Here is a 24,444-nt window from a genome sequence, read left to right on the forward strand (position 1 = left end):
GTGCCGCGCGGGCCGGAGGTAATTACGCTGGCCCCATGGTCAATCTGACGCGCATCTACACCAGGACCGGCGACAAGGGCACCACCGCCCTCGGTGACATGAGCCGGGTCGCCAAGACCGATCTGCGGATCTCCGCGTACGCCGACGCCAACGAGGCGAACGCGGTGATCGGTACGGCGATCGCGCTGGGCAATCTGGACGAGGAGATCGTCAAGGTTCTCACCCGCGTGCAGAACGACCTGTTCGACGTGGGCGCGGACCTGTCGACGCCGGTGGTGGAGAACCCGGAGTTCCCGCCGCTCAGGGTCGAGCAGTTCTACATCGACAAGCTGGAGGCGGACTGCGACCGCTTCAACGAGCGGCTGGAGAAGCTGCGCTCCTTCATCCTCCCGGGCGGCACGGCGGGCGCGGCCCTGCTCCACCAGGCCTGCACGGTCGCACGCAGGGCCGAGCGCTCGACGTGGGCGGCGCTGGAGGTACACGGCGAGGTGATGAACCCGCTCACGGCGACCTACCTGAACCGCCTGTCGGACCTGCTGTTCATCCTGGCGCGGACGGCGAACAACGAGGTCGGGGACGTGCTGTGGGTCCCGGGCGGTGAGCGCTGACGCCGGCGTCAACCGCGGGCGGTTCTCCCTGCGCGGCCCACCTGGCCCTGGCGCTGGGCGGTGCTGGTCGTCTCGGCCGGCTGCGAGCCGCTGCCCCGCACCCGGCCCAGGGCGGCGGCCCCTGGTCAGGCCCCGGTCATCGGCAGCGCCGCGCCGGTGCCCGACACGGTGGTCCTGGGCGGTGTCGTCACGTCGTGATGTTCACGGGCCGGCACGCCCGCCCTCGCCCTGCCGCTCGGCGCGATCCGCGGGACCGGCTGATCGGCGTGGGTGCCGGCGTGGTGGCCCTGGGCCCGCCGCCAGCGGCCGGGACGTTCGCGATCACCACGACGCCGCCGAGGCCGCCGGCTGGCCGCCTGCACGCCTGCACGCCTGCACGCCTGCACGCCGGGCAGACCGCGCTGTTCGCCGAGATGTTCCGCGCCGAAGCGGTCCGCCGTACGGGCGAGGCCCGCGAACTACGCGACATGGTCGCCGACCGTCTCTCCGCGCGCTCATCCGTCGCGAGCGGGAGGTCCGCCGCCGGGGTCGCCGAGCGCCCCAGCAGGCGGGGAGCACGGTGAAGACGCACGTCAGCCGGCTGCTCGCGAAGCCGGCGCTGGGCAGATGGGACCAAGCGGCCGTACTGGCACAGGAGTTGGGGATCTGAAGCGCCTGAGAGCCGAACTGGTCCAGACCTATTGACCCGTGGTCCAGACCTTTCTATTCTCGCGGCACCGTGGGCGTGAAGGCTCAGTCACGCCCCCATACTCCCGAGGAGGCGCTGCATGCGCTTCAGACACAGAGCTGCGGCAGGGTTCGCGACCCTGTTGCTCCCTCTGGCCGGACTCGTCGGGCTCGCGAGCCCCGCCCAGGCCGCGACGTCCGCGACCGCCACCTACGCCAAGACCCAGGACTGGGGCACCGGCTTCGAAGGCAAGTGGACCGTCAAGAACACCGGCACCACCGTGATCAGTTCATGGACGATCGAGTGGGACTTCCCCTCCGGTACGTCCGTCACCTCCGCCTGGGACGCGGACGTCACGTCCTCCGGCACCCACTGGACCGCCAAGAACAAGTCCTACAACGGCTCGATCGCCCCCGGCGCCTCCGTCTCTTTCGGCTTCAACGGCAGCGGCTCCGGCTCCCCCTCCAACTGCAAGCTCAACGGCGGCAGTTGTGACGGCGGCACCGTCCCCGGCGACTCGGCGCCCTCCGCACCGGGCACCCCGACCGCCTCCGACATCACCGACACGTCGGTGAAGCTGTCCTGGTCGGCGGCGACCGACGACAAGGGCATCAAGAACTACGACGTGCTGCGCGACGGCTCCAAGGTCGCCACGGTGACGACCACGTCGTACACCGACACGGGCCTGACGGCCGGCACCGACTACTCCTACACCGTCCAGGCCCGTGACACCGCCGACCAGACCGGACCGGTCAGCGGCGCGGTCCCGGTCCACACCACCGGCGGTGGCACCAATCCCCCCACCGGCTCCAAGGTCAGGCTCGGCTACTTCACCGAGTGGGGCATCTACGGCCGCAACTACAACGTCAAGAACCTGGTGACGTCCGGCTCGGCCGCCAAGATCACGCACATCAACTACGCCTTCGGCAACGTCACCGGCGGCAGGTGCGCGATCGGCGACTCGTACGCCGACTACGACAAGGCGTTCACCGCCGACCAGTCCGTCAGCGGCGTCGCCGACACCTGGGACCAGCCGCTGCGCGGCAACTTCAACCAGCTGCGCCAGCTGAAGGCCAAGTACCCGAACATCAAGGTGCTGTGGTCCTTCGGCGGCTGGACCTGGTCCGGCGGCTTCGGCCAGGCAGCGGCGAACCCGGCCGCGTTCGCGCAGTCCTGCTACGACCTCGTCGAGGACCCGCGCTGGGCCGATGTCTTCGACGGCATCGACATCGACTGGGAGTACCCGAACGCCTGCGGCCTGTCCTGCGACACCTCGGGCGCCGCGGCCTTCAAGAACCTGATGTCCGCGCTGCGCGCCAAGTTCGGCGCGAACTACCTGGTCACGGCGGCCACCACGGCCGACGGCTCCTCCGGCGGCAAGATCGACGCCGCCGACTATGCGGGCGCGGCGCAGTACGTCGACTGGTACAACGTGATGACGTACGACTTCTTCGGCGCATGGGCGGCACAGGGCCCGACGGCCCCGCACTCCCCGCTGACCTCCTACAGCGGCATCCCGCAGCAGGGCTTCACCACGGCCGACGCGATCGCCAAGTACAAGGCGAAGGGCGTGCCCGCGGGCAAGCTGCTCGTCGGCATCGGCTTCTACGGCCGGGGCTGGACCGGCGTCACCCAGGACGCCCCGGGCGGCACGGCCACGGGCGCGGCGGCCGGCACCTACGAGCAGGGTATCGAGGACTACAAGGTCCTCAAGACGTCCTGCCCGGTCACCGGCACCATCGCCGGCACGGCGTACGCCCACTGCGGCAGCAACTGGTGGTCGTACGACACTCCGTCGACGATCGCCGGGAAGATGAGCTGGGCCAAGAACCAGGGCCTGGGCGGCGCGTTCTTCTGGGAGTTCAGCGGTGACACCAGCAACGGAGAGCTGGTGAGCGCCATCAACAGCGGTCTGCAGTAAGACCGTTGAGCATCAGGCGACGTTGACGCTCCCCCAGACTTCGTCCGGGGGGGGACCCCCCACACAGCGAGTGAATGTGGCTACGCCACATTCACTCGCTGTCCGGGCGGGGCTGCCTCCAGCCACGCGAGAAAACCGGTCAGCGCGTCTTCGCTCATGGCGAGTTCGAGGCGCGTGCCCCGGTGCAGACAGGTGAGGATCACCGCGTCGGAGAGCAGCGCCAGTTCCTCCTCGCCCTCGGGGACACGACGGCCGGCCACCTCGATCGACGCGCGCTCCAGGACGCGGCGGGGACGGGGGGCGTAGGAGAAGACGCGGTACCACTCGATGCGGTCGCCGTTGTAGCGGGCGACGCCGTAGCTCCAGCCTTTTCCGCTGGTGTCGGGTTTCTCCGGGACGTCCCAGCGCAGGCTGCAGTCGAAGGTGCCGCCGGAACGCTGGATGAGCCTGCGGCGCAGGCCGAAGACGAAAAGCCCCAGCACCACGAGGGCGACGACGATTCCGCACACAGTCAGAGCGAGGACCATCGACACCGACCTCCTCGTCTCCTAGGTAACGGAACGGAAAAAACATCCATATCTGCCTCAGCCGCGACCGGCACCGGATTGCTCCGGTCCCAGCCGCGGCTGAGTGACGTCATCGCATCAAGCGCGGGTCAGCGCGCCGCCGCCGCACGCAGTCGTACGTCCGCGCGGCGCTCGGCGGCTGCGTCGCCCTCCGCCTTCGCGCGCTCGAGCTCACGCTCCACGCGCTGGACGTCGATCTCGTCCGACAGCTCGGCGATCTCGGCCAGCAGCGACAGCTTGTTGTCCGCGAACGAGATGAAACCGCCGTGCACCGCGGCGACGACCGTTCCACCATCACTCGTACGGATGGTCACCGGGCCCGACTCCAGCACACCGAGCAGCGGCTGGTGACCGGGCATGACGCCGATGTCGCCGGACGTGGTGCGCGCGACGACCAGGGTGGCCTCGCCGGACCAGACCTCTCGGTCGGCCGCGACCAGCGCGACGTGCAGCTCAGCAGCCAAGGGTGGCTCCTCGGGTCACCACCCGGCTCTCCTGCCGGGTGTTGCGTACAAGTCTAGTAGGACGCCGAGCACCAAGGTGCCGGGCCCCGCCCCGGGAGACTGCCGGGGGTCTGGGGGTTGTCCCCCAGGCAATGCAGCAGTGGGCGTGGGAGAGGGGGCGGGACGTGCCCCGCCCCCTCTCACGAGCACGGGGCTCAGGAGACGCCCAGCTCCTTCGCGTTGGCCTTGAGGTCCTCGAGGCCACCGCACATGAAGAACGCCTGCTCCGGGAAGTGGTCGTACTCGCCGTCGCAGATCGCGTTGAAGGCCGCGATCGACTCGTCCAGCGGGACGTCCGACCCGTCGACGCCGGTGAACTGCTTGGCGACGTGGGTGTTCTGGGACAGGAAGCGCTCCACGCGACGGGCACGGTGGACGACGAGCTTGTCCTCCTCGCCGAGCTCGTCGATACCGAGGATCGCGATGATGTCCTGGAGGTCCTTGTACTTCTGCAGGATCGTCTTGACGCGCATCGCGGCGTCGTAGTGGTCCTGCGCGATGTAGCGCGGGTCCAGGATGCGGGACGTGGAGTCCAGCGGGTCCACGGCCGGGTAGATGCCCTTCTCGGAGATCGGACGGGACAGAACCGTCGTCGCGTCGAGGTGGGCGAAGGTGGTGGCCGGGGCCGGGTCGGTCAGGTCGTCCGCGGGGACGTAGATCGCCTGCATCGAGGTGATCGAGTGACCGCGGGTCGAGGTGATGCGCTCCTGGAGGAGACCCATCTCGTCGGCCAGGTTCGGCTGGTAACCCACCGCGGAGGGCATACGGCCGAGCAGGGTCGACACCTCGGAACCGGCCTGCGTGAAGCGGAAGATGTTGTCGATGAAGAACAGCACGTCCTGTTTCTGGACGTCACGGAAGTACTCGGCCATGGTCAGGCCGGCCAGCGCGACGCGCAGACGGGTGCCCGGGGGCTCGTCCATCTGACCGAAGACCAGGGCGGTCTTGTCGATGACGCCCGAGTCCGACATCTCCTCGATCAGGTCGTTGCCCTCACGGGTGCGCTCGCCGACACCGGCGAACACGGAGACACCGTCGTGGTTGTTGGCGACACGGTAGATCATCTCCTGGATGAGCACCGTCTTGCCGACGCCGGCGCCGCCGAACAGACCGATCTTGCCGCCCTTGACGTACGGGGTCAGCAGGTCGATGACCTTGACGCCGGTCTCGAACATCTCGGTCTTCGACTCGAGCTCGTCGAAGTTCGGGGCCTTGCGGTGGATCGCCCAGCGCTCACCGTCGTAGGACTCGTCGACGTTCAGCACCTCACCGAGAGTGTTGAACACCTTGCCCTTGGTGAAGTCGCCGACCGGGACGGTGATGCCCGTGCCGGTGTCGGTGACCGCGGCCTGGCGGACCAGACCGTCGGTGGGCTGCATGGAGATCGTCCGGACCAGGCCGTCACCCAGGTGCTGGGCGACTTCGAGGGTCAGGGTCTTCTTCTCGCCCGCGTTCGCCGGGTCGGAGACCTCGACGTGAAGGGCGTTGTAGATGTCCGGCATCGCGTCGACGGGGAACTCCACGTCGACGACCGGGCCGATGACCCGGGCGACGCGGCCCGTGGCAACGGCCGTCTCAACTGTCGTCGTCATTACCTGTCACTCCCCGCGGTCGCGTCGGCCAGGGCTGCGGAGCCACCGACGATCTCGCTGATTTCCTGGGTGATTTCGGCCTGGCGGGCCGCGTTCGCAAGCCGGGAGAGGCTCTCGATGAGCTCTCCGGCGTTGTCGGTGGCCGACTTCATCGCGCGCCGCGTGGCGGCGTGCTTGGAGGCGGCCGACTGGAGCAGCGCGTTGTAGATACGGCTCTCCACGTAGCGCGGCAGCAGGGCGTCGAGGACGTCCTCCGCCGAGGGCTCGAAGTCGTACAGCGGAAGGATCTCGCCCCTGGGGGCTGCTTCCTTCGCCACCTCTTCGAGGCTGAGCGGCAGCAGGCGGTCGTCGAGGGCCGTCTGCGTCATCATCGACACGAACTCGGTGAAGACGATGTGCAGCTCGTCCACGCCGCCCTCGGCCGTCTCCGTCTCGATGGCCTCGATCAGCGGTGCCGCGACCTTCTTGGCGTCCGCGTACGTGGGCTCGTCGGTGAAGCCGGCCCACGACTCCGCGATCTTGCGCTCACGGAAGTTGTAGTGGGCGACACCACGGCGGCCGACGATGTAGACGTCGACCTCCTTGCCCTCGCGCTCCAGCCGCTCGGTCAGCTGCTCCGCCGCCTTGATCGCGTTGGAGTTGAAGGCACCGGCCAGACCACGGTCGCTCGTCAGGAGCAGCACCGCGGACCGCACGACCGTCTCGGCCTGCGTGGTCAGCGGGTGCTTCGTGTTCGAGCCGGTACCGACCGCCGTGACCGCGCGGGTCAGTTCCTGCGCGTACGGCGTGGAGGCCGCCACCTTGCGCTGCGCCTTGACGACGCGCGAGGCGGCGATCATCTCCATCGCCTTCGTGATCTTCTTGGTCGCGGTGACGGATCGGATGCGACGCTTGTAGACCCGGAGCTGGGCTCCCATGAGTCAGGTCCCTTCCTTACGTCACTTGGACACGGAGACAGCCGGAGCTTCCTCGCCGAGCAGCTTGCCGTCGGAGGTCTCGAACTGCTTCTTGAAGTCCGCGATCGCCTCGGCCACGGCCTGCAGCGTGTCGTCGGACATCTTGCCGCCCTCCTTGATGGAGGTCATGAGGCCCTGCTCCTTGCGGTGCAGGTACTCCAGGAGCTCCTTCTCGAAGCGGCGGATGTCGGCGACCGGCACGTCGTCCATCCTGCCGGTGGTGCCGGCCCAGACGGAGACGACCTGGTCCTCGGTGGACATCGGCTGGTACTGGGCCTGCTTCAGCAGCTCGACCATGCGCTGACCACGCTCCAGCTGCGCCTTCGACGCGGCGTCCAGGTCGGAACCGAAGGCGGCGAACGCCTCCAGCTCACGGAACTGGGCGAGGTCGACGCGGAGACGGCCGGAGACCTGCTTCATCGCCTTGTGCTGCGCGGAACCACCGACTCGGGAGACGGAGATACCGACGTTCAGCGCGGGGCGCTGACCGGCGTTGAACAGGTCCGACTCCAGGAAGCACTGACCGTCGGTGATGGAGATGACGTTGGTCGGGATGAACGCCGAGACGTCGTTGGCCTTGGTCTCGACGATCGGCAGACCGGTCATCGAGCCGGCGCCCATGTCGTCGGAGAGCTTCGCGCAGCGCTCCAGCAGCCGGGAGTGCAGGTAGAAGACGTCACCCGGGTAGGCCTCGCGGCCCGGCGGGCGGCGCAGCAGCAGGGACACGGCGCGGTACGCGTCGGCCTGCTTCGACAGGTCGTCGAAGATGATCAGGACGTGCTTGCCCTCGTACATCCACTGCTGGCCGATGGCCGAGCCGGTGTACGGCGCCAGGTACTTGAAGCCGGCCGGGTCGGACGCCGGGGCGGCGACGATGGTCGTGTACTCGAGGGCACCGTTCTCCTCCAGCGCGCGGCGGACCGACGCGATGGTGGAGCCCTTCTGGCCGATGGCGACGTAGATGCAGCGGACCTGCTTGTTCGGGTCGCCCGAGCGCCAGTTGTCCCGCTGGTTGATGATCGTGTCGACGGCCAGGGCGGTCTTGCCGGTCTGACGGTCGCCGATGATCAGCTGACGCTGACCGCGGCCGATCGGGGTCATCGCGTCGACGGCCTTGTAGCCGGTCTCCATCGGCTCGTGCACCGACTTGCGCTGCATGACCGTGGGGGCCTGCAGCTCGAGGGCGCGGCGGCCGGACGTCTCGATCTCGCCGAGGCCGTCGATCGGGTTGCCGAGCGGGTCGACGACGCGGCCGAGGTAGCCCTCGCCCACTGCCACGGAGAGCACCTCACCGGTGCGCTGCACCGGCTGACCCTCCTCGATGCCGCTGAACTCACCGAGGACGATGGCACCGATCTCGCGCTCCTCGAGGTTGAGGGCGAGGCCGAGGGTGCCGTCCTCGAACTTCAGCAGTTCGTTGGCCATGGCCGAGGGCAGGCCCTCGACCTTCGCGATGCCGTCGCCGGCAAGGGTGACCGTACCGACCTCCTCGCGCGAGGCCGCGTCCGGCTTGTACGACTGGACGAAGTTCTCCAGCGCGTCCCGGATCTCCTCCGGCCGGATCGTGAGCTCCGCCATCTGGGTTCCCTGCTCTCCTTGTTGGGCCCGAAGTTTCACTTTGGGGGTCTGGGGGCGACCCCCAGGATTCTTCTGCACGGCCCAACCAGGGCCGTAAGCACGTACTACGTGTTCAGTTGCCGGGCTGCCGCTAGCTCGCCATGCGGCGGGCGGCGTCCTCGATGCGGTCCGCGAGGGAACCGTTGATCACCTCGTCGCCGACCTGCACCCGGATTCCGCCGAGGACCTCGGGGTCCACGTCGATGTTGAGGTGCATCTGGCGGCCGTAGAGCTTCGCGAGGGCGGCGCCCAGGCGCTGCTTCTGCGTGTCGCTCAGCGGCACCGCCGACGTGACGACGGCCACCAGGCGGTCCCGGCGCTCGGCGGCGAGCTTGGACAGGGACTCGAGTCCCGACTCCAGGCTACGTCCCCGCGGCGCGGTCACAAGGCGCGTCACCAGACGCTCGGTGCCCTGGGCGGCCCGGCCGCCGAGCAGCCGGCGCAGCAGCTCGACCTTGGCCGAGGTGGCGGCCTTGCGGTCGGTCAGCGCGGCACGCAGCTCGGTGTTCGAGGAGACGATGCGCCCGAAGCGGAACAGCTCGTCCTCGACGTCGTCGAGCGCGCCGGCCTTCTGGGCGGCGGTGAGGTCGGCGGTGTTCGCCAGCTCCTCGAGGGCGTCCACCAGGTCGCGCGACTGCGACCAGCGGGAACGCACCATCCCGGACACCAGGTCGGCGCTCTCCCCGCTGACCTGGCCGCCGAGCAGACGCTGGGCCAGCCCGGCCTTGGCCTCACCGGCCTGCGCCGGGTCGGTCAGGACCCGACGCAGCGACACCTCGCGGTCGAGCAGCGCGGTGACGGCGGCCAGCTCGGTGGCGAGCGTGCCCGCGTCGACGGACGTGGAGTCCGTCAGCGCGTCGAGACGCTCGCGTGCGGCTGCCAGGGCCTCGCGGCTCGCTCCGTTCATCGCGCGGCCTCGGCCTTCTCCTCGAGCTCGTCGAGGAAGCGGTCGATGACGCGGCTCTGCCGGGCGTGGTCCTCGAGGGACTCGCCGACGAGCTTGCCGGCCAGCTCGGTGGCGAGCTTGCCGACGTCCTGACGCAGCGCGGACGCGGCGGCCTTGCGGTCGGCCTCGATCTGCGAGTGGCCGGCGGCGACGATCTCCTCGCGCTGCCGCTGGCCCTCGGCACGCATCTCGGCGATGAGGGCGGCACCCTGCTCCTGCGCCTCCTGGCGCAGACGCGCGGCCTCGTGCCGGGCCTCGGCGAGCTGGGCCTTGTACTGCTCAAGGACGCTCTGGGCCTCGACCTTCATGGCCTCGGCCTCTTCGATACCGCCTTCGATCGCCGTACGACGCTCTTCCAGAACCTTGTTGATGTTCGGAAGCAGCTTCTTCCAGAAGAAGAAGAACACGATGGCGAAGGCGATGGTGCCGACGAGCAGCTCGGGGCCCGGAGGAAGCAGCGGGTTCTGCTCTTCCTCGGCCGCCAGCTGTACCAGGTTGGCGATCACATCAGTGCCTTTCGTCGATACGTGTCGGGTAAGGGGTGATTACTTACCGAACACGAACGGCATAACGATGCCGATGAGGGCGAGCGCCTCACAGAACGCGAAGCCCAGGATCTGGTTGGCGCGGATCAGGCCGGCCGCCTCGGGCTGGCGAGCGAGGGCCTGGGTGCCGTTGCCGAAGATGATGCCGACGCCGACGCCGGGGCCGATCGCGGCGAGGCCGTAGCCGATGGAGCCGAGCGAACCGGAGACGGCGGCGAGGGTCTCAGTGGCAGCCATGCTGATTCTTCCTTCTCTTTACGGACCGGTGGGAGTTGGCCACCGGACGATCAGGGGGTTGGTGGGGCGGGGCTCAGTGGTGCTCGGCGAGAGCGCCCTGAATGTACGAGCAGGCGAGGAGCACGAAGACGTACGCCTGGACCGCCTGCACGAAGAGCTCGAAGAGGATCATGACCACGGTCATGACGAAGGAGACGCCGGCCGCCGGGATCATCCAGCTGTTCAGCAGGTACCAGGAGGCGACGGTGAACATGACCAGCATCAGGTGGCCGGCGAACATGTTGGCGAACAGTCGCACCGCGTGCGTGAAGGGCCGGACCAGGGTGTTCGAGAAGAACTCGATCACCACCACGAGCGGGAGGACCGCGCCGAGTTCCTTGTCGTAGCCGGTGAGGTTCTTGATTCCGCCGACGAAGCCGTGCTTCTTGAACGTCAGCGTCATCCACGTGATGTAGACGATCGCGGCCAGCACGACGGGGAAGGCGATGATCGACGACACCGGGAACTGGGCGATCGGGATCACGGACCAGATGTTCATGATCCAGATGAAGAAGAAGAGCGAGACCATGAGCGGGACGTACTTCTCGCCCTCGCGCTTTCCGAGGGTCTCGTAGACGATGCCGCGGCGTACGAAGTCGTAGCCGGCCTCGCCGATCATCTGCAGCTTGCCCGGGACCACCTTGGCCTTGCCGAACGCCGCCCAGAAGAAGGTGACGACCAGGAGGGTGGTGATGAGCGCGAGCAGCATCACCTTGTTGAACTCGAACCCGCCGATCGTGGCGATCGGCTGGAAGAGGAACGAGTGCAGGCCCGGAGCCGGGAAGCCACAGCCGTTGTCGGACAGAATGCGGCAATCCCACTCAAAGGCGAGCTGGGTCGGGTCAGCACTCACCGCGGGCTCCTTCGGCGTGACGCATGGGTACGGCAACCTCGTTGTGTCGGCGCGGCGCGCAGCCGCGGGTCGGCACCGGACTGGTGTTACGGATGTGAGGGCGGCTGGGGGGCTTCGAGCCTCGCGATTGAGCAGGCGTCAGCTCAGATGCCCGCGCCCACGATGCCGCAGTTGGCATCGGACGATAGCAGGAGATCTCACTCGCCCTTATCCCGCCCCTACCCCTCACGACGACGGCCCTGTCTTCTCGGGCTTCTCACTCTTCGCCGAGTCCGGATCGATGTAGAAGATCTTGGCCTTCAGATGCGCACGAGCCTGCGCAGCCATCCACACAACGGTCGCGACGACGAGCGAGACGGCGAACGCCTTCGCGTTGAAGAGAGAGGTGTCCTTGAAGAGGGCCACGAAGATCATGAGCAGCAGGAGCTGGGCCACATAGAGCATCAGCCCCATGGCCTGGAACAACTGGGGGAGCGTTTTTGCCGTCCACTGGAGGACGTAGAGACCGATCCCCATGAACAGGATCGCGATCAGCACACCGACGCCCGCGCCGAGCGCCCCCTTGCCGCCCGCCACCGCACCACTGACGGCGACGGCGACCACACCGGCAGCCGCTGTGGGCACAGCGCACTGCAGAAGGTTCCGGACGTCATTGGACGGCATGGCGGCAACTCCGCTTTCACAGGGGGCAGGGGTGTCGTCATGGACGAGCGTAGTCCCCGGTGGAGGATTGGAGACCTCACGCCAAAAGACCGTCGCACTGCGGTCCTTCAACTCGGTTCCGGGGTTCTCGTGAACCGTATCACAAACTATTTGATGCAGTCTTTACCTGTCGGCTGTGCTTGCTGTCACACATGAGAGCGAGCATGCCCGTCTGTGCAGAAACCGGGCCAACTTGTCCGGTATCAAGTGGCTTTGTTCCCCCACGAGTTGGCAATGTTCTAGTCAGATTCTTACCTTGGGCGTCAGCGCCGCGTTCCGGCGTTCCGCCGGTCCGGAAAGCGCGAACGGGGGCCGATGGCGGTCGCTCCGTTGACTCCCGCCACACCCGCAACAACCGGAGTGCGGCGCTCCTCCTCCGCCGGCGCCGGCTCGTCGACGATCGCCGCCGGCCCAAGGGCGGGCTCGTCGACCGCCCGGCGACGGCGGTAGCGCGGCGGCACGAAGCCCTCGGCCCAGCGCGGGGCGCGCGGCGTGAACCGCGGCAGCAGAAGCAGCACGAGACCGATGGCACTGAGGATCACGATGCCGAGCACGATCCACATGGACGCCGAGTTCACGGAGTAGGCGAGCGCCCCGAACGCGATCAGTGCCGACCAGAAGTACATGATCAGCACCGCCCGGCTGTGCGAGTGCCCGATCTCCAGGAGCCGGTGGTGCAGATGCCCTCGGTCCGCGGCGAACGGCGACTGGCCGCGCCAGGTACGGCGCACGATCGCGAGGATCAGGTCCGCGGCCGGGATCGCGATGATCGTCAACGGCAGCAGCAGCGGGATGTAGACGGGAACCGTCTGATGCACGGCCGCCTTCTCGGAGCCCGCGTACAGGTTGAGCGCGTCCGGATCGATCTGGCCGGTGATCGAGATGGCGCCCGCGGCCAGCACCAGGCCGATCAGCATCGAGCCCGAGTCGCCCATGAAGATCCGCGCGGGATGCATGTTGTGCGGCAGGAAGCCCAGGCACATGCCCATCAGGATCGCCGAGAAGAGAGTGGCGGGGGCGGCGGCCTCGATGCCGTACGAGTACCAGATCCGGTAGGCGTACAGGAAGAACGCCGCCGCCGCGATGCACACCATGCCGGCCGCGAGGCCGTCGAGGCCGTCGACGAAGTTGACCGCGTTGATCGTGATGACGACGAGCGCGACCGTCAGCAGCGTGCCCTGCCACTGAGTCAGCGCCACCGAGCCGACGGTCGGGATCGGCAGCCACAGGATCGTCAGACCCTGCATGACCATGACGCCGGCGGCGATCATCTGGGCGCCCAGCTTGATCAGCGCGTCGATCTCGAACTTGTCGTCCAGGACGCCGATCAGCCAGATCAGGGCGGCGCCGGACAGCAGCGCCCGCGGCTCGTTGGACGTGGTGAAGACCTGGCTGAGGTTGGTGAGGTGGTCCGCGACCAGCAGGCCCGCGCACAGGCCGAAGAACATCGCGATCCCGCCGAGGCGCGGAGTTGGTTCCCGGTGCACGTCGCGCGCCCGGATCTCCGGCATCGCCCCGGCCACGATCGCGAACTTCCGTACCGGCCCTGTCAGCAGATACGTCACCGCGGCCGTGATGCAGAGCGTCAGCAGGTATTCACGCACAGGCTTCCCCACAGATCTCGCTGGCCATCTCAGCCCCACACCCTAGCGACTGGACTCCTCCCCGACGCATATGGTTGGGGACTTCCGGGTAGCGACGATGGTTGCACGTGTGGCTGTGTACGTTTCGGCACCTACCCCGGATCAGCGGGGATAGGGCGGAAACCGGCCGGTCAGCTCCCGTACCTCCTCGCGGGCCTTCTTGCCGTCGACCTCGTCCCGCAGCACCCCCGCGAGCAGCGCCGCGATCAGCCGCATCTCCTCCTCTCCCATGCCCTGCGTGGTGACCGCCGCCGTTCCGAGCCGCAGGCCACGGGCGTCGCCGTGCGGCAGCGCGCAGCAGTCCAGGACCATGCCGGCGGCGGCGAGCCGGCCGCGGGCGGTGCGTCCGTCGACGCCGAGCGGCACGGTGTCGGCGGTGATGAGGTGGGTGTCGGTCCCGCCGGTGGTGACGACCAGCCCTTCCGCGGCGAGACCGGCCGCCAGGACCCTCGCGTTGGCGACCACCTGATGGGCGTACGCGGCGAACGCCGGTGTTGCCGCCTCGCCGAAGGCGACGGCCTTCGCGGCGATGGTGTGCATCTGCGCGCCGCCCTGGGTGAAGGGGAAGACGGCCCGGTCCACGCGTTCGGCCAGTTCGGAGGAGCCGCAGAGGATCATGCCGCCGCGCGGCCCGCGCAGCACCTTGTGGGTGGTGGCACAGACGACGTCGGCGTACGGCACCGGATTCGGCGCCGCTCCCCCGGCGACGAGCCCGATGGGATGGGCGGCGTCGGCGATGAGATACGCGCCGACCTCGTCGGCCACGTCCCGGAAGAAGGCGTAGTCGATGTGGCGCGGATAGGCGATCGACCCGCACACGATCGCCTTGGGCCGGTGCGTACGGGCGAGTGCGCGGACCTGGTCGTGGTCGATCAACCCGGTCTCCGCGTCCACTCCGTAGGGGACGAAGTCGAACCAGCGTCCGGAGAAGTTCGCGGGCGAGCCGTGCGTGAGGTGACCGCCGTACGGCAGCCCCAGGGCGAGGACGGTGTCGCCGGGCCGCAGCAGGGCGGCGTACGCGGCGAGCACGGCCGACGAGCCGGAGTGCGACTGCACATTGGCGTGCTCGGCCCCGAACAGCCTCATCGCCCGCTCCACGGCGATGCTCTCGGCGACGTCGACGATCTCGCAGCCCCCGTGGTGCCGTGCGCCCGGATAGCCCTCCGCGTACTTGTTCGCGAGCGGCGAGCCGAGCGCGGCAAGCACGGCCGGCGAGGTGAAGTTCTCGGCGGCGATCAACTGCAGCGTCGTCGACTGCCGCTCCACCTCCCCGAACAGGATCTCGGCGAGCTCGGGGTCCTGCCGCCGCAGGACATCGGCCTCGACAGTGTGGGTGACCGACATGGTGGGCTCCGGGGCGTCGACGGTGACGTACGACCAATGTAGGCCCGGGGCCCCGGGGACGCCCGGTGTTGACGCGCACCGCACTGCCGCCGCCGGCAGTCGCCTACATCCGCGCGGGCACCCCGGTGAGCGCGGTCACCACGGGATCCAGCGCCTGATGTATCTCGTCCCCGATCGACCGGAAGAACGTCAACGGCGCCCCGTACGGGTCGTACACCTCGTCCGCCTCCGCCGTGGGCGCCAGCAGCCACCCGCGTAGAGCCGCCGCAGCCCGCACCAGCGCACGCGCACGCGCGACCACCCCGTCCTCCAGCGGAGGGAGGGTCGCCGGGTCTATCGCCCGCACGAGCCGCGTGAACTCCTTCAGCGTGAACGTGCGAAGCCCCGCCGAGTGCCCCATGGAGATGACCTGCGCGCGGTGATCCCGCGTAGCGGTCAGCACCAGGTCCGCCATGATGACGTGTTCGTCCAGCAGTTCCCGCCCCACGAAGCCGGACGCGTCCGCGCCGAAGTCGGCCAGCACGGTCTCCGCGTTGGCCTCCATGGGCGCGCCCTCGTGACCCCAGGTGCCCGCGCTCTCCACGATGAGCCCGCCACCGAGGACGCCGAGCCGCTGTTTCACGAAATGCCGGGTCAGCCGCTCCGTGATGGGCGAGCGGCACACGTTGCCGGTGCTGACGTGGAGGATGCGGAAGCTGTCGCGCGGAAGCCCGACGAATGTCGTCGTGATCTCCGCTGCACTTTCCCCGTTGCCTATGCCACGCCCCGCGTCAGGGGCTGTCAACTGGCCACCTCGAGGTCGGGTACGACCTTCCGCAGCTCGTCGGCCGAGATTGCTCCCTCGCGCAGCAGCCGCGGCACCTCGCGGGTGACGTCGACGATCGACGAGGGGACGTTGCCGGGGGTCGGGCCGCCGTCCAGGTAGACGGAGACGGAGTCGCCGAGCATCTCCTGCGCGGCGTCGCAGTCCTCCGGTGCCGGGTGGCCCGTGAGGTTCGCGGAGGAGACCGCCATCGGGCCGACCTCCGTCAGCAGTTCGATGGCGACCGGGTGAAGCGGCATGCGCACGGCAACCGTGCCCCGGGTGTCCCCCAGGTCCCACTGCAGGGACGGCTGGTGCTTGGCGACGAGTGTGAGCGCTCCCGGCCAGAAGGCGTCGACCAGTTCCCAGGCCAGCTCGGAGAAGTCCGTGACCAGGCCGTGCAGGGTGTTCGGGGAGCCGATGAGGACGGGCGTGGGCATGTTGCGGCCGCGGCCCTTGGCCTCGAGCAGGTCGCCGACGGCCTCCTTGGAGAACGCGTCGGCGCCGATGCCGTACACCGTGTCGGTGGGGAGGACCACCAGCTCGCCGCGGCGGACGGCGGACGCGGCCTCGCGCAGGCCGGTCACACGGTCGGTCGCGTCGTTGGTGTCGTATCGCCGAGCCATTTAGCGGGCCTCCTCGTACACGTACTGCTGGGATGAAGTCTGCGGGGTGCTCACGGCAGCGCCTTGCGGGCCGTGGCGAAGCGCGGGCGGTTGTTGAGGTCGGGGTGGTCGGCCGCGTCGGCCCAGCCCCGCTCCTCGGTGAAGATCCACGGCACTTGACCGCCCTGGGTGTCGGCGTGCTCGATGACAACGACGCCACCGGGGCGCAGGAGACGGTGTGCGGTGCGTTCCAGGCCGCGGATCAGGTCGAGGCCGTCCTCGCCGGAGAACAGCGCCATGTCGGGGTCGTAGTCCCGCGCCTCGGGAGCGACGTACTCCCATTCGGTGAGCGGGATGTAGGGCGGGTTGGAGATGACCAGGTCGACCTGGCCGTCGAGGTCGCGGAAGGCGTCCAGGGCGTTGCCCTGGCGGAGGTCGACCCTGGACCCCTCCATGTTCTTGCGGGTCCATGCCAGGGCGTCCTCGGACAGCTCCACGGCGTGCACGCGGGAGCGCGGGACCTCCTGGGCGAGCGCGAGCGCGATGGCACCCGAGCCGGTGCACAGGTCGACGATGCAGGGTTCCACGACGTCCATGGCGCGCACCGCGTCTATGGCCCAGCCGACCACGGACTCGGTCTCGGGGCGCGGCACGAACACCCCGGGCCCGACCTGGAGTTCCAGGTAGCGGAAGAAGGCGCGCCCGGTGATGTGCTGCAGCGGCTCGCGCTGCTCACGGCGGGCGATGACCTCCCAGTACCGGGCGTCGAAGTCCGAGTCCTTCACGGAGTGCAACTGGCCCCGCTTCACGCCGTGCACGAACGCGGCGAGCTCCTCCGCGTCGTTGCGCGGCGAGGGCACGCCGGCGTCGGCCAGCCGCTGGGTGGCCTGGGCCACCTCCGCGAGCAGCACGCTGCGGGGGCTTGGGGGTCGCCCCCCAAAATCTTGCTGCACGCTCGTCCTCCGGTACTCGGTACTTCAGGGCCTTACGCGGCTGCCAGCTTCGCCGCAGAGTCGGCGTCGACGCAGGCCTGGATCACCGCGTCGAGGTCGCCGTCCAGAACCTGGTCCAGGTTGTACGCCTTGAAGCCGACGCGGTGGTCCGAGATGCGGTTCTCCGGGAAGTTGTACGTGCGGATCTTCTCGGAGCGGTCGACGGTACGGACCTGGCTGCGGCGGGCGTCGGCGGCCTCCCTCTCCGCCTCCTCCTGCGCCATGGCGAGCAGCCTGGAGCGCAGGATACGCATCGCCTGCTCCTTGTTCTGCAGCTGGCTCTTCTCGTTCTGGCAGGAGGCGACGACTCCGGTCGGGATGTGCGTGATGCGCACGGCGGAGTCGGTGGTGTTGACGGACTGGCCGCCGGGACCGGAGGAACGGTACACGTCGATGCGGAGGTCGTTGGGATTGATCTCGACGTCGACCTCCTCCGCCTCCGGCGTGACGAGGACACCCGCCGCGGACGTGTGGATACGGCCCTGGGACTCCGTCGCCGGCACGCGCTGCACGCGGTGCACGCCGCCCTCGTACTTCAGACGCGCCCACACGCCCTGCCCGGGCTCGGTCTGCCCCCTGGCCTTCACCGCGACCTGGACGTCCTTGTAGCCGCCCAGCTCGGACTCGGTGGCGTCGATGATCTCGGTCTTCCAGCCGACGCGCTCGGCGTACCGCAGGTACATGCGCAGCAGGTCGCCGGCGAACAGGGCCGACTCGTCGCCGCCCGCGCCCGCCTTGATCTCGAGGATGACGTCCTTGTCGTCGCTGGGGTCCCGCGGGATGAGCAGGAAGCGCAGCTTCTCGGTCAGTTCCTCGCGCTGCTTCTCCAGATCCTTGACCTCGGCCGCGAAGTCGGGGTCGTCGGCGGCGAGTTCGCGCGCGGTGTCGATGTCGTCGCCGGTCTGCTTCCAGGAGCGGAACGTGGCGACGATCGGGGTGAGCTCGGCGTACCGCTTGTTCAGCCTGCGCGCGTTGGCCTGGTCGGCGTGGACCGACGGGTCGGCGAGCTTCGTCTCCAGGTCGGCGTGCTCACCGACGAGTTCCTCGACGGCCTCGAACATCTCAGGGCTCCTGTACTGCGGATGAAAAGGGAAGGGCGGGCGACCAAAAACGCCGGTCCCGGCGCACCCCGGGAGGGGACGCAGCCGTGGACCGGCGAAAAGGGGCTCGCTACTTCTTGGAGCCGGCAGCCTTGCCGAAGCGGGCCTCGAAGCGGGCCACACGGCCACCGGTGTCGAGGATCTTCTGCTTACCCGTGTAGAACGGGTGGCACTCGGAGCAGACCTCGGCCCGGATGGTGCCGGACTCGATGGTGCTACGGGTGGTGAACGACGCGCCGCAGGTGCAGCTGACCTGCGTCTCGACGTACGCGGGGTGGATGTCGCGCTTCAAGGTGTCTCCTAGATTCCGGGAGGGCGCCGGGTCGCTGCCGCGGGATGCGGAAGCGTGAACCGGAGCCGACGTACCAGTCTGCCAGGACTGGCGCCATCACCCAAAACCGGGGGTTGCCGCGGGGTATTCCCTGCACGTGAGTGCGCCATGAAGAGCGCCTACGACGACGTCACGACACCTGCCGCCTCGCCCGCCGCGTTGCCCTCCGTGGCCGTCCTGGGGATCGCCTGGTCGTTCTTGAGGGCGGTCCACACCTGCTGGGCCTTCGTCTTTTCGATGATCACGCGGTTCGGGTTCGCCGGGTCGTACCGGACCGGCATCGTGACCATGGTCATGTTCGAGGAGCCGATGCCCTTGAGACCGTTTGCGAAGGACATGAGGGAGTTCACCGAGCCGAGGTCCGAGTCGGTCGTCACGGCCTTGGTGGCGGTGTCGGCGAGGTCGTACAGCTTCTTGGGGTTGCCGAAGAGGTTGATGCTCTTGATCTGGTCGAGGAGCGCCTTGATGAAGGCCTGCTGGAGCTGGATGCGGCCGAGGTCTGAGCCGTCACCGACGCCGTGCCGGGTGCGGACCAGGCCGAGTGCCTGCTCGCCGTCCAGCTTGTGGGTGCCGGCCTTCAGGTTCAGGTGGCTGTCGGAGTCCTTGATGTCCTTGCTCGTGGTGACCGTGACACCGCCGAGCTCGTCGACGAGTTTCTGGAAGCCGGCGAAGTCGACCTCGAGGTAGTGGTCCATGCGGACGCCGGTGAGGGACTCGACCGTCTTCACCGCGCAGGCGGCGCCGCCGGTGGAGTAGGCGGAGTTGAACATCACGTCGTCCGCGGCGTCGTGCGTGTCGCCCTTGGTGTCGGAGCACTCGGGGCGGTCGATGAGGGTGTCGCGCGGTATGGAGACCACGCTGGCCTTCTTGTGGCCCTCGTAGACGTGCACGATCATCGCCGTGTCGGAGCGGGCGCTGCCGTCGTCGGTGCCGCCACCGAGCGCCTTGTTCCTGCCGGAGCGGGTGTCCGAGCCGAGGACGAGGATGTTCTCGGAGCCGTTGTCGGCCTTCGTCGGCCGGTCGGTGCCGAGGGCCTGGTCGATGTCGACGCTCTTGATGTTGCCGTTGAGCTTGAAGTACACGTACCCGGCTCCGGTGCCGCCCAGCACGAGGACGCCCGCCGCGGTCCAGGCAGTGATCATCAGACCCTTGCGCCTGTCACGGGGCTTGCGGCGACGGCCCTTGGCGCGGTGGCGCGGGCCGGTGGTGCCGGTCTCGCCCGGTGTGCCGGGCTCCGGCGTGCTCTCGGCGGACATGTGCTCCTCGGTTCTCGTCCGGTCGGTTACCCCCTGCGATCAGGGACAGGCCTGGTCGGCCCGGTCCGTTTTGGACCTGTACCGCACCATCGTCACCCCGTCCGGTCAGACGGGGAAACCGGGGAAAGGGTTGCACAACGCACTGTGCCCACCGCCTGGGGCGATGGGCACAGTGCGTGATCGGTGATACCGGGCATATCCGGCTCACCTGCGGTTTCAGCCGAAGATGTCGTACTGCTTGAAGTCCGTCCCGACCGAGATCGGTGTGGCAAAGATCTCGCTGGAGGCCTTTCCGGTGCCCGGATACAGCAGCAGCGTGCCGCTGCTGTTGCGGGCCAGGAAGTCGGCCTTGCCGTCGCCGGTGACGTCACCGACGGCGTCGAAGCCGGTGTAGCTCCCCCAGGTGCGCACCTTGATCCGGGCGGAGAAGGCTCCCGTGCCGGCTGTGCCCGTGCCCCTGTAGAGGTACACGTAGCCGGTGCTCGCGTTGCGGACCAGCAGGTCGGCCTTGCCGTCGCCGGTGAAGTCGCCGTGGCCGCGCACGAAGTTGTACTGGTTCCAGCCCGAGCCGACCTGCACGCGGCTGGCGAAGCTGCCGTCGCCCCGGCCCGGGTAGATCCACAGGACGCCGGACGAGTCGACCGAGAGCAGGTCGGGCTTGTAGTCGCCGGTGACGTCACCGGGGACGACGATGCGGGTGCGGGTCTTCCAGTTGTCGGCGATCTGCTTCGTCGCCCAGCTGCCGCTGGACTGCACGTAGTGGATCCAGAAGACGTCCCCGTCGGAGCTGCGGCGGGCGATCAGGTCCTGGTAGCCGTCACGGTCGAGGTCGGTCTGCAGGACGACGTTGTAGGCACCCCAGTAGCCCCAGGACTGGCGGGCGGCGAAGTAGGTGCCCCCGGAGTCCTTCTCGTAGCCGGTCTTGGTGGAGGCGTTGCGCACCCACAGGTCGGCTCGGTGGTCGCCGCTGAGGTTGGTGTCGTCGATGCGCGGGTACGCGGCGCCGACGTACGTGGAGACCTTGTTGAAGACGCTGTACGAGCCCGCCTCGACGCAGTCCGTCACACCCCAGGAGACGACTCCGACGATCCGGTTGTTCACGACCAGCGGGCCGCCGGAGTCACCGTTGCAGGCGGCTGTGGTGCCCGTGTCGCTGCCGCTGGCGGGATTGCCCGCGCAGACCATGTGGCCCTTGACGAAGTCGACGCCGTGGTAGTTCGCGCAGGTGGTGTCGGACTGGATGGGCAGCGTGGCCGTCTTCAGCGTCTCGGAGATGTCCTGGCTGGTGGAGCTGGTGCGGCCCCAGCCGTAGAGCTTGGCGCTGGTGCCGGCAGCGTAGGAGGCGGTGTCGCCGGCAGTCGTCATGCGGATCGGCGTGGCCTTGATCGCGACCGGCAGGGTCAGCACGGCGATGTCGTTGTCGAACGTCGTCGCGCTGTACGAGGGGTGGTTCCACTGCCGCCACACGCCGGTGACGGTGCCGCCGTGCAGGTCCGTGCTCTGACTGCCGTCGGCGTTCGTGACCGTGGTCGGCAGCTGCGAGGTGCCGGTGACGATCGCGCCGTTGGCGTACCAGTTGTAGTTCCTGACGCAGTGCGCGGCGGTGAGGATCTTCGTCGGCGCGACGACGGCACCTCCGCAGAAGAAGCCGATGTCGTCGCTCTCGTCGGCGGTGCCTTTGTCGTCGTAGTACCAGAGCTGGGCCATCCACGGCGCCGAGGTGATCGTCGTGTCGGTCCCGCCGATGATGTACGGGCTGACCGAGGAGCTGCTGGTGCTCGCGCTCAGGGACGACTTCGTGGTCGTCCGCCCCACGGTGTCGTCACCGGCGAGAGCGCCCTCGATGCGCCGCTCCAGCTCGGCCGAGGACGGTGAGCTCATGGCGGGCTTCACCGTCGGTGCCGGCAGGGTGGCGGCGTTCGCGGACGAGGTCAGCAGGGCGGCGGCGACGGCCGCGACGACACCCGCCGCAGCGACTGGCAGGGCGATGCGTATCCGGCGCTTGTGACGACCGCGGCCGGACATGGGAATGGGCAAGGAAAGTCCCCCCAGCGAGAAAAGAGTCAAAAGGGGCGCCTGAGGCGCCCACTCTCATCAGCGCCAAAAGGCCGCCCCCCGTCACTCTTTGACGGGGGGCGGCCTCAGCAGCGCCGCAAAGGGGCGCGGGGCTGTATCGATATGCGGCTCCGCCGCGTGGGCGCGATCAACCACAGACATCCTGCAGCCGACAGCCAACCGGCGGCTCAACGGCGACTAGTCACCGTTCCCGGGCATCGGCGTCGTCTTCTGGATCTGCAGCAGGAACTCGGCGTTCGACTTCGTCTGCTTCATCTTGTCGAGCAGCAGCTCGATCGCCTGCTGCTGGTCGAGCGCGTGCAGCACCCGGCGCAGCTTCCAGACGATGGCGAGCTCCTCGTTGCCGAGCAGGATCTCTTCCTTACGGGTACCGGACGCGTCGACGTCCACCGCCGGGAAGATCCGCTTGTCGGCGAGCTTCCGGTCGAGCTTGAGCTCGGCGTTGCCCGTGCCCTTGAACTCCTCGAAGATCACCTCGTCCATGCGGGACCCGGTGTCGACCAGAGCCGTGGCCAGGATGGTGAGCGAGCCACCGTCCTCGATGTTCCGCGCGGCGCCGAAGAAGCGCTTGGGCGGGTACAGGGCGGTCGAGTCGACACCACCGGACAGGATGCGGCCGGAGGCGGGCGCGGCCAGGTTGTAGGCACGGCCCAGACGCGTGATGGAGTCCAGCAGGACGACCACGTCGTGCCCGAGCTCGACGAGCCGCTTGGCCCGCTCGATCGCCAGCTCCGCGACCGTGGTGTGGTCCTCGGCCGGGCGGTCGAAGGTCGAGGAGATGACCTCGCCCTTGACCGACCGCTGCATGTCGGTGACCTCTTCCGGACGCTCGTCGACGAGGACGACCATCAGGTGGCACTCGGGGTTGTTGTGGGTGATCGCGTTGGCGATCGCCTGCATGATCATGGTCTTGCCGGTCTTCGGCGGGGCCACGATCAGACCGCGCTGGCCCTTACCGATCGGCGACACGAGGTCGATGATGCGGGTGGTCAGCACGCCCGGGTCGGTCTCCAGGCGGAGCCGGTCCTGCGGGTACAGCGGGGTCAGCTTGTTGAACTCCGGGCGGCCACGGCCGTGTTCGGGCGCCATGCCGTTGACGGAGTCCAGACGGACCAGCGCGTTGAACTTCTCGCGCCGCTCGCCTTCCTTGGGCTGACGGACCGCACCCGTGACGTGGTCACCCTTGCGCAGACCGTTCTTGCGGACCTGGGCGAGGGAGACGTACACGTCGTTCGGACCCGGCAGGTAGCCCGACGTACGGATGAAGGCGTAGTTGTCGAGGATGTCCAGGATGCCCGCGACCGGGATCAGGACGTCGTCCTCGGCGATCTGCGGCTCGCTGCCGATCTCGTCACGGCCACGACGGCCCCGACGGTCGCGGTAACGGCCCCGACGGCCACGGCGGCCGCCCTCGAAGTCGTCGTCGTCCTGCGGACCGGCGCCCCGGTCCTGGCGGCCGCCGCCCTGCTGCTGGCCCTGCTGGCGCTGCTGGCCGCCCTGGCCCTGCTGGTCGTCGCCCTTGCCCCGGCGGTCGCGGTCACGGCCGCGCTCGCCGCGGTCGCGGCGGTCGCGGCGGCGGCCCTCGCCGTCGCCCGCGTCGCCCTTGGCCTCGCCCTGCGGCTGGGCCTGGACGGGGGCCTCGGTCTTCGGCTCGCTCTTGGCCTCGGCGGTGACCGTCTCCGGGCTGCCGGCCTCGGCGGTGACCCGGCGGCGCCTGCGCTCCGCGGGGGCCTCGTCGCCTGCGGCGGGCTGGCCGGGAATCTCGATCTGCTGCTGGGCCACGGCCTTCTCGGCGGGTGCCTCGGCCGACTTCTCCGCCTTCTTCTCGGCGGCCTCTTCGCCCGTACGAGCGCGGGAGGTGGCGCGGCGCTTCGGCTTGGTCTCGGTGGCGTCGGCGTCAGAAGCGGTCTTCGCGGCCGGGGCGCCCCCTCCCGCCTGCGCCTCCTTGATGACCTCGATCAGCTGGCTCTTGCGCATGCGCGCGGTGCCCCTGATGCCGAGGCCGGATGCGACCTGCTGCAGCTCGGCCAGCACCATGCCCTCGAGGCCGGTACCGCGGCGCCGCCGGGAGCCGGCACCGCTGGCAGGCGCGGAGGCGTCCGTGGCGGGCGCGGCAGCGGTCTCCTCGACACGTGCGCCCATCAGATCGGTGGTGTCGCTCACGAAGGGTCCTTCCCTGGAGCGGACGTCGGCCTGTCTGGCTCGGCGACCGGTTGTGCTGTCCGGCTCCTGTCCCTGTGGTGTGGACGAAGCCGGGGCGGTGGTCCGCCAAAGCGGCGGAAGAGATTTCTGGTGACGGCGCTTCCTCGAGCCGTGACACTCGGTGTCACGTGGTGTGGTCGCACCTGTTCCGGAGCGTGCCCGGCGGCCTGCTCAGCGCCCGCGTACGGCGTACTGCCCAGGTACGACGTACGGAACACGGAGTGGCTTGGGAGGCTCCCGGAAGAATGTCTGTCCCGGACGGGGACACGAAGCACCTCGCCATGGTGGGGTCGGGTGCAGACTTGAGGTTAACACTACCGGATCCAACAAACATTCCCCCT

The 24,444-nt window shown here is 68.9% G+C and carries 24 protein-coding genes and 1 pseudogene; 5 read left to right on the forward strand and 20 right to left on the reverse strand.

Annotation, left to right across the window (positions count from 1 at the left end; genetic code table 11):
• The first annotated feature begins 35 nt into the window (after positions 1-35).
• The 5 genes and pseudogenes from ABZO29_RS15440 (at position 36) to ABZO29_RS15460 (ending at position 3,196) form a co-directional block, all read left to right on the forward strand.
• Positions 36-608: a cob(I)yrinic acid a,c-diamide adenosyltransferase gene (locus tag ABZO29_RS15440; RefSeq protein ID WP_367320762.1), complete on the forward strand. Its 573-nt coding sequence runs from the start codon at positions 36-38 to the stop codon at positions 606-608.
• 60 nt (positions 609-668) lie between these two features.
• Positions 669-806, forward strand: coding sequence for a hypothetical protein (locus tag ABZO29_RS15445; protein WP_367320763.1), 138 nt, complete (start codon positions 669-671; stop codon positions 804-806).
• Positions 803-1,171: a hypothetical protein gene (locus ABZO29_RS15450; protein WP_367326427.1), complete on the forward strand. Its 369-nt coding sequence runs from the start codon at positions 803-805 to the stop codon at positions 1,169-1,171. Before ABZO29_RS15445 ends, ABZO29_RS15450 begins: the two co-directional genes overlap by 4 nt.
• Positions 1,156-1,257: pseudogene (locus ABZO29_RS15455) on the forward strand (DNA-binding response regulator); the annotation flags it as partial. The gene ABZO29_RS15450 and the pseudogene ABZO29_RS15455, both read left to right, overlap by 16 nt.
• 118 nt (positions 1,258-1,375) lie before the next feature.
• Positions 1,376-3,196, forward strand: a complete 1,821-nt coding sequence (locus ABZO29_RS15460; RefSeq protein ID WP_367320764.1) for a glycosyl hydrolase family 18 protein — start codon at positions 1,376-1,378, stop codon at positions 3,194-3,196.
• Between the two features lie 80 nt (positions 3,197-3,276).
• Here the strand turns inward: ABZO29_RS15460 and ABZO29_RS15465 are convergent, their stop codons facing one another.
• The 20 genes from ABZO29_RS15465 to rho all read right to left on the reverse strand — a co-directional run bounded on the left by ABZO29_RS15465 (position 3,277) and on the right by rho (position 24,064).
• Complete coding sequence (locus tag ABZO29_RS15465; RefSeq protein ID WP_367320765.1) at positions 3,277-3,723, reverse strand: DUF2550 domain-containing protein; 447 nt, start codon at positions 3,721-3,723, stop codon at positions 3,277-3,279.
• 128 nt (positions 3,724-3,851) lie between these two features.
• Positions 3,852-4,226: a F0F1 ATP synthase subunit epsilon gene (locus ABZO29_RS15470; protein ID WP_367320766.1), complete on the reverse strand. Its 375-nt coding sequence runs from the start codon at positions 4,224-4,226 to the stop codon at positions 3,852-3,854.
• A gap of 194 nt (positions 4,227-4,420) precedes the next feature.
• On the reverse strand, positions 4,421-5,857 hold the full coding sequence (gene atpD, locus ABZO29_RS15475) for a F0F1 ATP synthase subunit beta (RefSeq protein ID WP_367320767.1): 1,437 nt from the start codon (positions 5,855-5,857) through the stop codon (positions 4,421-4,423).
• Complete coding sequence (locus ABZO29_RS15480) at positions 5,857-6,774, reverse strand: F0F1 ATP synthase subunit gamma (protein ID WP_367320768.1); 918 nt, start codon at positions 6,772-6,774, stop codon at positions 5,857-5,859. Before ABZO29_RS15480 ends, atpD begins: the two co-directional genes overlap by 1 nt.
• Before the next feature lie 21 nt (positions 6,775-6,795).
• Positions 6,796-8,391, reverse strand: coding sequence for a F0F1 ATP synthase subunit alpha (atpA, locus tag ABZO29_RS15485; protein ID WP_367320769.1), 1,596 nt, complete (start codon positions 8,389-8,391; stop codon positions 6,796-6,798).
• 130 nt (positions 8,392-8,521) lie between these two features.
• Positions 8,522-9,337 carry a F0F1 ATP synthase subunit delta gene (locus tag ABZO29_RS15490; protein ID WP_367320770.1) on the reverse strand — a complete coding sequence of 272 codons (816 nt, stop codon included), beginning with the start codon at positions 9,335-9,337 and terminating at the stop codon, positions 8,522-8,524.
• Entirely contained in the window at positions 9,334-9,882 is a 549-nt protein-coding gene (locus tag ABZO29_RS15495; RefSeq protein ID WP_367320771.1) for a F0F1 ATP synthase subunit B, read from the reverse strand. Before ABZO29_RS15495 ends, ABZO29_RS15490 begins: the two co-directional genes overlap by 4 nt.
• Before the next feature lie 39 nt (positions 9,883-9,921).
• Complete coding sequence (locus ABZO29_RS15500; RefSeq protein ID WP_015657805.1) at positions 9,922-10,158, reverse strand: hypothetical protein; 237 nt, start codon at positions 10,156-10,158, stop codon at positions 9,922-9,924.
• A 73-nt stretch (positions 10,159-10,231) separates the two neighbouring features.
• Entirely contained in the window at positions 10,232-11,002 is a 771-nt protein-coding gene (gene atpB / locus ABZO29_RS15505; protein WP_367326147.1) for a F0F1 ATP synthase subunit A, read from the reverse strand.
• A gap of 273 nt (positions 11,003-11,275) precedes the next feature.
• Positions 11,276-11,713 carry a hypothetical protein gene (locus ABZO29_RS15510; RefSeq protein WP_367320772.1) on the reverse strand — a complete coding sequence of 146 codons (438 nt, stop codon included), beginning with the start codon at positions 11,711-11,713 and terminating at the stop codon, positions 11,276-11,278.
• Between the two features lie 302 nt (positions 11,714-12,015).
• Entirely contained in the window at positions 12,016-13,356 is a 1,341-nt protein-coding gene (locus ABZO29_RS15515; protein ID WP_367320773.1) for an MraY family glycosyltransferase, read from the reverse strand.
• Positions 13,357-13,497: 141 nt separating this feature from the next.
• The gene (glyA, locus tag ABZO29_RS15520; protein WP_367320774.1) at positions 13,498-14,739 is read right to left on the reverse strand and encodes a serine hydroxymethyltransferase; all 1,242 of its coding nucleotides are present in this window, start codon (positions 14,737-14,739) and stop codon (positions 13,498-13,500) included.
• Between the two features lie 103 nt (positions 14,740-14,842).
• Positions 14,843-15,523, reverse strand: a complete 681-nt coding sequence (locus ABZO29_RS15525; RefSeq protein ID WP_367320775.1) for a protein-tyrosine-phosphatase — start codon at positions 15,521-15,523, stop codon at positions 14,843-14,845.
• On the reverse strand, positions 15,520-16,167 hold the full coding sequence (locus tag ABZO29_RS15530) for an L-threonylcarbamoyladenylate synthase (protein WP_367320776.1): 648 nt from the start codon (positions 16,165-16,167) through the stop codon (positions 15,520-15,522). Before ABZO29_RS15530 ends, ABZO29_RS15525 begins: the two co-directional genes overlap by 4 nt.
• Before the next feature lie 50 nt (positions 16,168-16,217).
• Positions 16,218-17,057: a peptide chain release factor N(5)-glutamine methyltransferase gene (prmC, locus tag ABZO29_RS15535; protein WP_367320777.1), complete on the reverse strand. Its 840-nt coding sequence runs from the start codon at positions 17,055-17,057 to the stop codon at positions 16,218-16,220.
• 74 nt (positions 17,058-17,131) lie between these two features.
• The gene (gene prfA, locus ABZO29_RS15540) at positions 17,132-18,199 is read right to left on the reverse strand and encodes a peptide chain release factor 1 (protein ID WP_367320778.1); all 1,068 of its coding nucleotides are present in this window, start codon (positions 18,197-18,199) and stop codon (positions 17,132-17,134) included.
• A 109-nt stretch (positions 18,200-18,308) separates the two neighbouring features.
• Positions 18,309-18,530, reverse strand: a complete 222-nt coding sequence (rpmE, locus tag ABZO29_RS15545) for a 50S ribosomal protein L31 (RefSeq protein WP_030740744.1) — start codon at positions 18,528-18,530, stop codon at positions 18,309-18,311.
• Positions 18,531-18,688: 158 nt separating this feature from the next.
• Positions 18,689-19,825 (reverse strand): LCP family protein, encoded by a 1,137-nt coding sequence (locus tag ABZO29_RS15550; RefSeq protein ID WP_367320779.1) that lies wholly within the window; start codon positions 19,823-19,825, stop codon positions 18,689-18,691.
• A gap of 216 nt (positions 19,826-20,041) precedes the next feature.
• Positions 20,042-21,850: a trypsin-like serine protease gene (locus ABZO29_RS15555; RefSeq protein ID WP_367320780.1), complete on the reverse strand. Its 1,809-nt coding sequence runs from the start codon at positions 21,848-21,850 to the stop codon at positions 20,042-20,044.
• A gap of 228 nt (positions 21,851-22,078) precedes the next feature.
• Positions 22,079-24,064, reverse strand: a complete 1,986-nt coding sequence (gene rho / locus ABZO29_RS15560) for a transcription termination factor Rho (protein ID WP_367320781.1) — start codon at positions 24,062-24,064, stop codon at positions 22,079-22,081.
• Between the last annotated feature and the right edge of the window lie 380 nt (positions 24,065-24,444).

This window comes from Streptomyces sp. HUAS ZL42, assembly GCF_040782645.1.
In the GTDB taxonomy this organism is placed as follows: Bacteria; Actinomycetota; Actinomycetes; order Streptomycetales; family Streptomycetaceae; genus Streptomyces.